Here is a 12,889-nt window from a genome sequence, read left to right on the forward strand (position 1 = left end):
ATAAGTTATTAGACAGTCTGACGGCTTTGTATATTATTAACTTTGTCAGTTCACTATAGTGATAAGTTGTTTATTTAAGCACCTAATTTAGCAACTATAAAATTAATGTAATGATGACTTCGAACGTTAGCCATGACACTTCAGGGTTTGTAAGTAGGCGAGAACTAGCCATTAATTTTATATTTTGGTATCACCAGTTATTTTATTAGTTTTATTATGTTCGGATAAAAATTTCCAATTTTTCCATTTCTAATTTTAATAACACATATAATTGGTAATATTATGTTTATAACAAACAGTACTGGCCAAATATAAAACAAGAGAGACCTTGAACTTATTGGACCAAATTCTATATGTGTAATTTTTAGGAAGAACCATATTATAAATGATAAGAAAGCAATAAATGTCCAAAGTATTTGGAAATTAATAAGGTTTATACCAATATCTTTAAGTCCAATTATTTTATCTTTTTTTGTTGACCATAATATGAAAGGTAAAATTATATTTCCAGTTGGTATAATAAGACCTAATAGTACCGATAAGTGAAAGTATATTAAATAATTTATGTCAGTTTGTTTTCCATGGTCTCGTATGTCTTCTGCATTTAAATCTAAAACTTCGCAAATCAAATTCAATGTTTTTCCTCTGGGTTCATTTTCGTTATTTTCAATCCGCTGAATAGTTCTTAAGTTAACTTTTGCAGATTCAGCCAACTCTTCTTGAGATAGTCCTTTTTTCTTTCTAACGTCTCTAATTTTCTTTCCGATTTCGTTCATAAATAATTAAGTTTATTTTTTGACAAAATTATTTATGAAACTATCATTTTGGTAACGGTTTAAATACGGCATTTTTACGACATTATTGTCTGTCATTGGGTTTGTTGAGTTCTAATTGGTGCTAACTAGGGTATAAACGTCCCGATACTTCGAGAGCGTTTATATCCGTTATGTTTATTAATGTTTTTTTATGTAATAATAAAGCCAAAGAAACAGCACTTCAAATGTGATGGAGTAGCGGTTTATTTAGCGACTGCCTTTCAAATGTAGTAATAAAATGGGGTTTAATCAAATTGAAAATTTGGGTAGCAACTGTGGTGCAAGTAAAGTGTAAAAAATGAAATAGTTTTTACGTGTTTGATAACAAAATAAGATGTTAGGCTCAGTTTTTTTTATCTAATATTCTCTTCTTTTTTTCCATGTGTACTTATCTTTCATTGCTGTATTCCATTCTGCCAAATCTGATAACATTTTATCAATTTTAATCTTGTCAATCCATCGACCATTTACAAAAACACCAAATATTTTTCGAGTGTTATTAATGTCGTTTAATGGGTTAGCGTCAAGCAAAACAAGGTCTGCAAATTTTCCAACTTCTACAGTTCCAATTTTGTCATCAATTTCAAGCCAAGTTGCAGGTAATCTCGTTGCTGAAATTAAAGCTTCTTTATTTGTTAAACCCGCATCAACTAATAACTCCAATTCGTCATGCAATGAGAAACCTGTTATTATGCCAGATGTTCCAGCATCAGTTCCAGCAACCATAGGTACTCCAGCGTCTTTAAAAGCTATGATTATTTCTTTATGAAATGTAATTAGACTGTCTAAATAATTAAGAAAATCAGGACTTGAATGCTTATTGTAATTGTTTGATGTTAACCATTTATCTTTTAAAAGTGGATGTACATATTGTAAAGTTTTCATTGATCGAATCGAATCGAGCGATTGAACTTGGTCTCTTATTTTTACAATAGCTATCAAATTTGGGATTAACCATGTACCATTTTCTTTTGCTAGTTGAGCAAAATATTGAGCCTCTTTTTTTGTCTTATCTTGATTTCTTATCTGTTTAGAAAATTCTTCAGCGTGGGCAACTAAACCAAAATGTGGAATAAAAGCTTTTTCTGTTTGACCCTTAAACGCATCTGGAATATGTCCAACAACTTTTAGTCCTTGTTTTTCAGCTTCATCTACAAGTGCTGTAAAAGACTCCATATTTAATTGAGAATATGCTTTAACAAAATTGTAACCTTCAGCTTTTACAATTCTAACAGCTTGTCGTGCATCTGTAGCTGTGTTTACGATTCGTCCACCATTATTCGGATCTCCACCATTTATCATTGGTGCTATAGCCATTCGTGGCCCTATGACGTCTCCTTTTGTAATTTCATTTCTTTGTCCAAAATGCTCAACTCTTCCTCCAAGTTCAAATATGGTTGTAACACCATTCGCTATATAGGTTGTCATAACATCTTGAGTGTCCATAAAAAATGTTGCACCTTGTGTAGGTGAATTTTCTCTAAAATTTAAATCTGCATTGGTATGTACGTGCATATCAATAAGCCCAGGAATTAACCATTTTCCAGTTCCGTCTATAATTTTCACATTATTTGGAATGATTTTATTAATTGATACTATTTTTTTGTTTTCAATAACTACAGTAGCATTTTCAATAATGCTATTTTCTTCTGTCATTGTAATGATATTCACATTCTCGATTGCAAAAAGGGATTGCTTTTGAAGTTCTTGTTGTTGTGAATTATTTCTGGATGATTCTTTGCATCCTATTAAGACTAGTGAAAATAATAAGAAAATTAAGGATAAAAATTTAATATTATTCATTGAAATGTTTTTATAGATAGACAAATCTATTGGCTAATTGTTACACTTTTTAAAAGTATTTTCAATTTTTGAAAGGTCTAGTTCTGAAATATGTTATCAATTTCAAATTATTATCTTTATGTTTTTGCAAGAGCAACTCTTGGTCAGTTAGTTTTGGATACGTGTTTATTTTCAATTTCTTTCAAATTTATAATTTTGACATACTCAGTCAATTTTTTGAAAGGCATGGTCAATTGAGGCATATATTTTCTTTCTAATTTTGTATTATAAATCAATACGTCTGTGTTTAACCTTAAAAAATTCAATTATGATTAAAAATAAAAATGTAATTAAAGTAATGGTATTAGGTGTCTTATTCATCATATTTACTATGGTTCAAGGTTGCGGTAAGACTAAGGATAATCACAAAAAAGCTAATGAACAAATAGCCGAGATTTCACTTGAAGAAGAAGGAGGAGAGCCACATACGCATAAAGAAGAAATAGAACCGCATACGCATAGTCATTCACCTCAATCAGATCCTGGAAAAAGAATATTAAAACCAGAAGATGTAAAAGGATTGTGGGTGTTTCCTGAAAGTAAAGACAAATTAGGTTCTGGAGGATTACTTAAAATTTATATGGATGCTGAAAGTCATCCTCAAGCTTCTTCAGGTTTTGCTAAATATGAGTTGGGAGTGGGTGGAGCTCTACCTGAACACAAACATAATAAAACAGAAGAGATTGCTTATTTTCTTTCAGGAAAGGGGATTGTTATAAGTTACGAGAATAATAAGAAGATAGAGACTGTTGTTGAAGAAGGATATGTATGGTATACAGCACCAGGGGAATGGCATTCGTTTAAAAATACAGGAGATGTACCTTTAAAATTGGTGTTTGCAACGATACCAAATGCCAAACATGGTTTGTTGAATTTCTTTAAAAAAGTAAGTGCAGAACCTGGGAAACAGGCTACTGCATTAAGTGCGGAAGAGTTTGCAAAACTTGCGTCAGAAAATGACATGATCTTAAAGCCTGCAAAAATTGAGTAGCATTTATTTTCTTGTTTGTGTTTTGGTCGCATAACACATTTCATTAAGCTGGAATCAATTTTACAGTGTGTAAAAAATAAGTTTAGCCTATGGTAAAATGATTCTTATAAGTTGATTCCTTTAGAAAATTGTATTTTTAAGGTATAAACCTCATTTAAAAATTATGGGTAACGGTTACGATATAGCAAAAAACAATCCTACATTCAAGAAAATTGAAGTGTCATCTCTTATGTTTTCGGAATACCGATGTATGGAGGAAAAATCGATTTTTACGGCATGGTCTCATTTAAACTACTTTATTTATGTATTAGAGGGTAAAAAGAAATGGCGAACATTAGAACATAGCTATATGGCTCATGCCAATGATGTGCTTTTTGTAAAAAAAGGAGCTAACATAATTCATAAGTTTTTCGATTCAGATTTTTGTGCCATGGTTATCTTTATTCCTGATGCGTATATAAAAGATTTTATTTCTCAAAAACCTGAAATAGGAAGTAATTTTAAAAAAAATATACCAAGTGATAGTGTAATTCCACTAAAATTAGATAGAATATTAACCACCTATTTTGCTTCTTTGATGGCATACTTTTTTAATGAGGAAAAACCTTCAAATTATTTGATGGAAATTAAGTTTCAGGAATTATTGGTCAACATGTTATCACTCTCTTCCAATCCTAAAATTGGGAGTTATTTTAAGCAGATCTCACAACATGTAAAACCATCTATTAAAAATATAATGGAGGCTAATTTTATTTATAATCTATCTCTAGAAGAATTTGCCAGACTTACACATCGAAGTTTAAGTACCTTTAACCGTGATTTTTATAGTACCTACGAAACTTCACCAGGAAAATGGCTTACCAAAAAGAGAGTGTTACATGCTAAAAAATTATTAGAGAATACGCAGCAAAAAATATATGAAGTGGCTTTTGATTGTGGTTTTGAAAGTCCGGCACATTTTGCAAGAGTTTTCAAGAATGAAAATGGAATAACTCCTTTAAAATTTCAAAAAGCACAGCTGTCTGTTTAATAACAGTTAAAAATTATGTTGAACTCTTGATTATGGATATTCAAACAAATAAGCAAACAAAAGCTTCCTCAAAAGAATGGTTGCATCTAATAGGCGAGCTAGGAGAACAATTGGCAACAAACGGTATAGCTCATGACCATAACGATAGCTTTGTAGTTGATAATTATCAATTATTAAAAAAAAATGGATATTTAAAAGCTATGATTCCAAAATCTTTGGGTGGTGGCGGAGTTTCCTTCAAGGAGATGTGTGAAATATTGATAAAAATTGCACATTATTGTCCATCAACAGCGTTGGCCCTATCTATGCATCAGCATCTTCTTGCCGCAAGTATTTGGAAGTATATACATCAAGGTACAGGAGCAGACTTTTTAAAAGAAGTAGCTGAAAAAAATCAAGTTTTGGTTAGTACGGGTGCACGTGATTGGTTAGACTCTAATGGAAGTATGACAAAAACAGCTGGAGGTTATTTGGTTTCTGCAAAAAAACAATTTGCCAGTCAATCTGCAATAGGAGATGTTTTAGTGACAAGCATACCTTATAATGACCCAGAAGAGGGCTGGCAAGTGTTCCATTTTTCAGTGCCTATGAACACTGATGGGATACAATTATTAGATGATTGGCATACATTGGGGATGCGTGGTACAGGTTCACAAACTGTAACTCTTGAAAATGTGCTCGTTTCAGAAAATTCTATTGTAATGAAAAGAGCAAAAGGTGAATTTCCTATGTTTTGGAATGTAGTTCTAACGGTTGCATTGCCTTTAATTATGGCTCCTTATATTGGAATTGCTGAGAAAGCGATGAAGATTACACTAGAAAAGTTAAAAGTAAAACAACATAAACTACCCCACATTACCCTTTTATTGGGCGAATTGTACAATAGCCTTACATTAGCTCAAGTGCTCCATAAAGACATGATTGCAATAGCTAACAATTTAGATTTTCAGCCCGATGATAGTATTGGTATCCAAATATTGGCTAGAAAGACGTTGGTTGCTAAAGCATGTAAGGAAACGGTCAATAAAGCCATGGAAACAGTAGGTGGACAAAGTTTTTACCGAATATTTGAACTTGAACGGCTCTTCCGTGATGTACAAGCGGTAGGTTTTCATACTTTACCCGAAAAACAACAGCAGCATTTTACAGGAGAATTTTTATTAAAATAAAAAAAAATTGCCACTATGCTTGTATATGATTTGCATTGCCAGATTTTTATGTTCGTTTGTGGCGTGTTTAAGTTGCTAGATTAGAAAATGCAAACTAAATAGAATTCCGAAGTCTCGAAACACGAACCCCGACCTTTTGGGACTCAGAAGTAGGCTAGATTAGCAATTATTATAAATGGTGTTGTACCCGACACTAATTTGTAATTAAAAAAATCATGATTACCATAAATGCAGCTATTCTTTTGTAATAATTAAAAGAGAATAATCCTGAAATTAAGAGCAAATCGTTTTCGATAGTTGATTTTATATTTCCGCCACTTAATCCTGATGTTTTATATTCAATCAATTTTTTTTCATTCTCTCGAATACTCCATTTGTTTCCCCAAAAACTATCTGATTTCCATTCAAATTTTTGTTCGTTTAAAAATATTTCCGCTTTATTAATCCAAGAATTAAATTTTATTTTTCCGATTCGGTTTTTAGATTTTAAATCCGTTATTTCAATTTCGGAGCTAAATATTCCCTTCTTTTTGAAGTTATAATTTGATTCGTTCATATTTCCATAAACAGTTTCGCTAAACATTTTCTGTTTAAGTTCTCCTGTTTTACTATCATTTAAAAATAATTCGTAATTTGAAGAGAAGAATTCTTTTTTCCATTTATAGTTCATTTTGTTTTATATAAAACGATTATATAACCGTCCCGATACTTCGGGAGCCTTCATACCCGTTATGGTATTTTCTTGATTTAAGAAGCTAAAGAAACAGCACTTCAAAGGTGTTGGAGTAGCGGTTTTATTTAGCGACTGCCTTTCAAATGTAGTAATAAAATGGCGTTAAATCAAATTGAAAATTTTAGTAGTAACTGTGGGCAAGTGTAGTATGAAAAATTAGTGAGTTTTACTTTTTTTTATCACAATACATGGTTTTGTGTTTCGTGCTTTATTTTTTATTTATCAAGTCGTTTAATATTGATAAATGGACTCATCAACAAATACCAAAAACGTTGTTTTTTTGAACCTTCAAATTCAATCAATCCATATTTTATTTTATCAACAGGTAATTCTTTAAAGGTGCCAAAAAGTTTATCCCAAATAATAAACATATTTCCATAATTGGAATCTGTGTATTCTTGGTCTTGATGATGGTGTACTTTATGAAAATTTGGTGTGACGAATATTTTTCCAAAAAAGGAGTCAACCCAGTTCGGAAAACCAAAGCTAACATGATGTACTACGAACAACGGCATGTAAAGAATCCAACGAAGAATAATTATTTTTATATCCAAACCAAATAAAATTCCAGCTACAAAAACCGAAGCATTATCTAAGATTACATCAAAAGGATGTGCTCTAAATGAGGTGGAGCTATCCATTTTTGTATCACTGTGATGGACTCTATGCAAACGCCAAAACAAATGCCATTTATGATTAAGACGATGTGCCCAATAACTTACAAAATCAATTGCTATAATTCCCACAATAATTTTTATTATGTATGGCATTTCAATTTGGTTGAGTAAACCAATATTATTTTCAGCAACCCAGTCAAATACAAAAACAAAAAGAGATGCAATTACTATGTTCAAAATGATGTAACCTGCCTGCAAAATAACACTATGAAAAAGGTGTATACTATTTTTCTTAATCGCCGAACCGTTTTCTAAAAATTGCTCAATAGTAAAGAAAATTGCGAGTAATATCACGAACATTTTATCTGCATCAATACGTATTAGGCTTTCAATAATAGTGTTCATTTATGTTAGGTTTATGTTTTAATCGCTTGGCACACAACGGTCTGGATTTGATTCCATTGCGAACGAAAATCCGTAGGATTTTCCGAAGTAGAAAATAAGCCAAGTAAATTTACACAAACTTTTGGATTCATCATCAAACCCAGCATTGGATTGTATGAAATGTTACACACAGTTTTTATGGAGCTGAGTTTATCTTTTTAAATTTATACGCACAACCCTCAACACAAAATATATAAGTTGGGTTTATAAATAGATACTTTGATTCAAAGTTTATTTTTTCAATAAATACGCCTGCTGAGTTTTCAATTCCAGTTGTGAATCCTTCGCAACCGTAGATTAAAGTTAATACATTTGATTCAATTGAGTATGTGCCATATGTACATTCCGAGAACCTATTTGATGAAAATGTACGATTATCTAAAAAAGTATACTTATATCCGTTATCTACAGAACTCCAATTCCCAGGTCCACCAGCACTTTGGTAAGTTTCTACTAGTTGCCAAGTTCCTATAATTGATTTCTCTTGGTTTACTTCGTTATCATTGTTACTACACCCAAAGAATGAAATAACAACTAAACAAAAAATCCCAATTTTTAATTTTGTTTTCATCGGCTGAATTTTTTTATAAGATGAATATACACTCCAGAGGTTGCGTTAAATTGGCAACAATGGTCTTGATTAGTTGCGTATTTTACACTAAAATTAGCAAATAAATCGCAGATAGAAAGTCCGAGAGTCCCGATGCTTCGGGATTCGTGAATAGATTAATGCCAAGCAATTAATTTTATACGGAGTAGTAGAGCCTTTTTATTTTATCTCTTGAATTGGAGTGTTAGCCTTTGAATTAGAAATCAGAATTGCATAATCTAAAAAATCAGTAGTCGATTTACCTTTCACTTGCTCACCATTTGATTTGTCGTCTGTCATTATAATTTCCATTAAATCAGGTATTCCGTCATTGTAAAGTGTGTTTTCTTTATTTAATCGAAAAAGCGTAATATCCGATAGTTTAGTTTTCTTTAAATTATCAATACCTCGAAAATATTCCTTTTCATAATCACCAATTCCAAAACCGCCTTCTGTAGTATAAGTTTTGTAAACCATATTGTCGTCATAAACAATATCCCAAAGCACGTTACTTTTCGTAAGATAGCCAATTACTGAAATTATATCTTTACGCTTGTAAATATTATTCTCGATTAGCTTTGTGAAAAAGGATACTTTATTTCCTTCTCTTTCTTTTTCTAAATGGAAAAAACCAAATCGTATAAACTGTGGTTTTTTGTCGAAACTATAGAAACTGCTTAAATTTAAATAGTTGTCATAAATTATTTGTTCTCGTTTAGAAGCGTTATCAAAGTTCTCAAATGTATGTTTGAGGTTTTGTATTATGTGGTCAAAAACGAATTTGTTATTGATACTCTTTTCAAATTCCATTGGTTTCTTTTCATATTCTTTGACAAAATTTTTCAAAACATTTTTAGAATAACTATCATAGTTTGGTGAAAAGTCAGTTGTATCTAACGTAACCATATTTACTATTTCTTGTAAAAAAATATTTTGGTTTTGCTTGTAGTCAATCACTTCCAATAAATGTTTAGAGGTGTATTGATAGGTAACCAAGAGGTCAATTCCGACAACAGTTAGTTTGTCTTTTTCTTGAAGTTTATCATTGAGCTTTTTTATTTCCTTCCACTTTTCATATGTTTCGACACTTTTCTCTTGTGGTACTCTGGTTCCATAATTGTTGACTAAATCTTTTAATAAAAGAGAATCACCTTTTTTTAAATATTGATTGAAATAGTGTCCGATACTAAAATCCGTTTCTGGAAGATAATATTTTATTGTACCATCTTTCGTAAGAGATTTGAGTAAAGCATATTCGGTCTTTTCAGTTTTTGTACTTCCATGATAAGCACCAAATCCAATTATATTGAATTCTTTTTGCGGAAAGTTGAATTCGGATGAAGTTAAATCAAATCTATTGTCTTCTAAATAATCAGTTTTGGTTTGTGAGCAAGATTGTAAAATCACAAAAGCAAAAAGAAAAGAAAGTAGTGTTTTCATTGTTTATGTTTTTCTTTAAAGATTGCTTCTTTTTAAAATTGTTACAGTTAGTTATGATATTTCGTCAAATACTTAGTAACATCTTGGCTATAATTAGTATGGGAATCATAAGCAATGAACTTTCGATTAAGCACTTAGCGAAATTTTTTTGTTTTGTTTTTTCTTTTCCTTGTTTAAAGCAACTCCGACGCTTCGGGGCCAAAGATTTTGCGACCTCATAAATATACGCAGACCATTCGTTTAAGACCTAAGCCCGCATTGTTTATAGGTTGTGTTGGGTATAGTTTTTTCTTACTAATTCCTCTATTGCAGATTTAAAAGCGAAATGAGCAATTATTCTAATGAATAAATTTCCACCAAAAATCCAATAAAATGCATACCAAATCATATCCACATCATTTGTATCAAGGGTAGAAAATTTTGAGTCTGCGGCTAAAATCCCAATAATGAATGGTATCGCAATTAGAAAAACCATCCAATTTCCATTAATGATAGTCAAGTCCCCATTATTACTTTTTATTTTTACCACTCCACTATGTAAAAAAGATTTGACATTAAAAGAAGACCATCCGTCCGCTTTGTGGAAAGCAATTTTATTTTCCTTTCGTTTAACATAATTGAATCCCGTTTCATCCAAATAGTCTTGAATTAGGTTCAATATTTCAGAAGAATCGAGTTCTCCGAAATCTGCTTTTTTAAATTTCGTCCAAAATTGTATTGGTAGGAATGTCATTTTTTAAATTATACCCAACGTATGTGTAAAGATAGTAAAACGTTAGTTTTATTCTCTTTACATAGTGTTAGTTGTTGTTAATCGGAACTCAAAGGCAGTTTCCTTTGAGTTAGTAAGTAAAATAACTTGCCTCTATGGATTTTAGCTAGAGCTAAAAAACGTAGAGAGGAAGACTGTACAGACCAATAAACTTGACTTTGTCATAATAAAACAGTACCTTGAACTCAATTCGACTTTATATCGTGAAACGATTGTAAATCAGGATTTACTCGATTCCCTGAATCTAAAGTCGGTGTGGGTGAAGGTAATCCCTTTTCTTTATCAATGTCACGGTTATTTTACATCTTATTTCTCTCCATAAACATTGGATTTTACGAACCTCCGAATTAATGACTATTAACTAGTGTATAAACACATTACGTTTAGCCCCCTTATATTTATTAATGTTTTTTCTTGAATTAAGAAGCTAAAGCGAACAGCACTTCAATTGGGTTGGAGTAGGAGTTTTATTTAGCGACTGCCCTTCAAATGTAGCTATAAAATGGCATTAAATCAAATTGAAAATATGGTTGGTAACTATTGAGAAAAGTGTAGTGCTAAAAATTAGTGAGTTTTTATTTGTTTTTTACCACAGTTCTTGATTAGCAACAGTATTTTATTTAGTTTGTTCTTAATTTCATTAACCTCGCAAACAATTGATTGTGTAAGTCAAAATCAAGTTTATCCAATTGTTGAAATCCGATGTCATCATTACTATCAATATCTGTGTTCTTTAAATAATCTAAACGTTCAAGTTTTAATTTTTCCACATAATCTTTTCCTGATTTTAGGTCCGCAATTGTTAATTTCTCTAATTTATTCATGTCTTATTAATTTAAAATATCTATTGCAAATATAATAACTATAGTTTTTATCTATGAAAAAATAGTCTGTATGTTTTCAATTAGATATTAACATTTAAGAATTCTGTTCAACTTACATAGAACGTCTTAGTAATGGTTAGTAAGGGAATTAAAAGATTTAAACTTTCGATTAAGCACTTAGCCAAAACTTTTTATCTTTTTTTATAAACCCAAATCAAAAAGATTTTTCGGACTAAGTTTAAAGCTCCAAACTTTGGTTTAGCTAAAACTAGCAATTTTTTTTAGCAACCATGTAAAAGCAGTATCCAAAGTTTAGTTAATAACTTTAAGGTTCAAAAACTTATTATTATGAAAACAAAGGATACTACTAGATCAAAGTTATTTATTGGAATTGACGTACACAAGCGAAGTTGGAAAATTCGTACTGCAACGGATCTTTTTGATGGATCATCGTTAACTATTCCACCAGATGCATTTAGTTTAAAAAAGTATGTGGATAGGCATTTTAAGGGATATACTGTTTATTGCTGTTATGAATCGGGTTGTTGTGGCTTTAGTCATTATCGACATTTTATTTCATTTGGATGGCATGCAAAGGTTGTTAACCCTGCAGATGTTCATCGTCCAGCCAAGGCCCAGTTTCAAAAGACCGACAAGATCGATGCACGTATGTTATGTAAAGAATTAAAGGATGGCCGACTCAAAGGAATTCATGTTCCTTCAATAGAACGAGAGCAGTTAAGATGTTTGTTTCGTCGAAGAAATGAGCTGGTTAAAGAACATCGAAAAATAAAGACTCAAATAAAGATGCAATTGTTGTATTTGGGGATTGAAATTCCAAAGCCATTTGACAATAGTCATTGGTCTCATAATTTTAGAGATTGGTTAAGAAATTTGACTTTTGAATATCCTACAATGGATTATTGTTTTGAGACACGTCTTATTACCTATGAATATATAGATAAGCAAAAGCGAGATGTGAGTACAAAATTACGTGCCTATTGTCGTAAGCATTATAAGAAAGATTATTATTTATTACGATCAGTTCCGGGAGTAGGAGGCATAGTAGCTTGTGGATTATTATGTGAATTGGGTGATTTAAGGCGTTTTAAAAATTTCAAACAATTAGCCAGTTATGTAGGATTGGTTCCCTGGGTACACCAAAGTGGAGATAATCTCAAAACTTCAGGGTTAACCCCAAGAGCAAATCGGCTAATGCGTAGTTATTTGGTAGAAGCTACTTGGCAAGCGTTGCGTTTTGATCCAGTTATGCAGGCCTATTATCGGTCACATTCAGGTAAAGATGTCAAACGCATATTGGTAAAAGTAGCGAGGAAACTCTTGAGTCGAATTCATGCAGTAATTAGAACTGAAATTCCTTATGAAGTAGGTGTAGTTAGTTAAATAAAAACATAAAACAAGCTTAAAACTCATTATAAAATTGGCACAAAAGATAGGACAACAAAACACCGTAGGTGAAACTCTAATACAGTTATCACATATTTATAGCAAGTTGCCTTGTTTGCCAAAATCATCATAGAGATGCTGGTGGATTCGCTAAAGACGGATACCACATATAGGATGCGGAGTTTTATAAAGCTAGCATTGAATTATTGATAACGC

At 31.5% G+C, this 12,889-nt stretch carries 12 protein-coding genes; 4 read left to right on the plus strand and 8 right to left on the minus strand.

What is annotated here, in order from left to right:
- Positions 1-197: 197 nt before the first annotated feature.
- Both FF125_RS06865 and FF125_RS06870 read right to left on the minus strand, forming a co-directional pair.
- Positions 198-776 carry a helix-turn-helix domain-containing protein gene (locus FF125_RS06865; protein WP_138949065.1) on the minus strand — a complete coding sequence of 193 codons (579 nt, stop codon included), beginning with the start codon at positions 774-776 and terminating at the stop codon, positions 198-200.
- 396 nt (positions 777-1,172) lie between these two features.
- On the minus strand, positions 1,173-2,618 hold the full coding sequence (locus FF125_RS06870) for an amidohydrolase family protein (protein ID WP_138949066.1): 1,446 nt from the start codon (positions 2,616-2,618) through the stop codon (positions 1,173-1,175).
- 307 nt (positions 2,619-2,925) lie between these two features.
- Here FF125_RS06870 and FF125_RS06875 point away from each other — a divergent pair, with 307 nt between their 5' ends.
- The 3 genes from FF125_RS06875 (at position 2,926) to FF125_RS06885 (ending at position 5,847) form a co-directional block, all read left to right on the plus strand.
- Positions 2,926-3,648, plus strand: coding sequence for a cupin domain-containing protein (locus FF125_RS06875; RefSeq protein ID WP_138949067.1), 723 nt, complete (start codon positions 2,926-2,928; stop codon positions 3,646-3,648).
- A 163-nt stretch (positions 3,649-3,811) separates the two neighbouring features.
- Positions 3,812-4,678, plus strand: coding sequence for a helix-turn-helix domain-containing protein (locus FF125_RS06880; RefSeq protein ID WP_138949068.1), 867 nt, complete (start codon positions 3,812-3,814; stop codon positions 4,676-4,678).
- A 32-nt stretch (positions 4,679-4,710) separates the two neighbouring features.
- Complete coding sequence (locus FF125_RS06885; protein ID WP_138949069.1) at positions 4,711-5,847, plus strand: acyl-CoA dehydrogenase family protein; 1,137 nt, start codon at positions 4,711-4,713, stop codon at positions 5,845-5,847.
- Positions 5,848-6,040: 193 nt separating this feature from the next.
- Here FF125_RS06885 and FF125_RS06890 read toward each other — a convergent pair whose 3' ends face one another.
- From FF125_RS06890 to FF125_RS06915, 6 genes are all read right to left on the minus strand, one after another.
- Positions 6,041-6,517, minus strand: a complete 477-nt coding sequence (locus FF125_RS06890; protein WP_138949070.1) for a hypothetical protein — start codon at positions 6,515-6,517, stop codon at positions 6,041-6,043.
- A gap of 278 nt (positions 6,518-6,795) precedes the next feature.
- Positions 6,796-7,602, minus strand: coding sequence for a sterol desaturase family protein (locus FF125_RS06895; RefSeq protein ID WP_138949071.1), 807 nt, complete (start codon positions 7,600-7,602; stop codon positions 6,796-6,798).
- 175 nt (positions 7,603-7,777) lie between these two features.
- Positions 7,778-8,212 carry a lipocalin family protein gene (locus tag FF125_RS06900; protein ID WP_138949072.1) on the minus strand — a complete coding sequence of 145 codons (435 nt, stop codon included), beginning with the start codon at positions 8,210-8,212 and terminating at the stop codon, positions 7,778-7,780.
- Between the two features lie 198 nt (positions 8,213-8,410).
- Positions 8,411-9,670, minus strand: coding sequence for a hypothetical protein (locus FF125_RS06905; RefSeq protein WP_138949073.1), 1,260 nt, complete (start codon positions 9,668-9,670; stop codon positions 8,411-8,413).
- 262 nt (positions 9,671-9,932) lie between these two features.
- Entirely contained in the window at positions 9,933-10,403 is a 471-nt protein-coding gene (locus FF125_RS06910; RefSeq protein WP_138949074.1) for a hypothetical protein, read from the minus strand.
- 659 nt (positions 10,404-11,062) lie between these two features.
- Entirely contained in the window at positions 11,063-11,266 is a 204-nt protein-coding gene (locus FF125_RS06915; protein WP_138949075.1) for a hypothetical protein, read from the minus strand.
- A gap of 348 nt (positions 11,267-11,614) precedes the next feature.
- Between FF125_RS06915 and FF125_RS06920 the strand changes: the two genes are divergently transcribed.
- Complete coding sequence (locus FF125_RS06920; protein WP_138948250.1) at positions 11,615-12,670, plus strand: IS110 family RNA-guided transposase; 1,056 nt, start codon at positions 11,615-11,617, stop codon at positions 12,668-12,670.
- Positions 12,671-12,889: the final 219 nt, after the last annotated feature.

This window comes from Aureibaculum algae (assembly GCF_006065315.1).
In the GTDB taxonomy this organism is placed as follows: domain Bacteria; phylum Bacteroidota; class Bacteroidia; order Flavobacteriales; family Flavobacteriaceae; genus Aureibaculum; species Aureibaculum algae.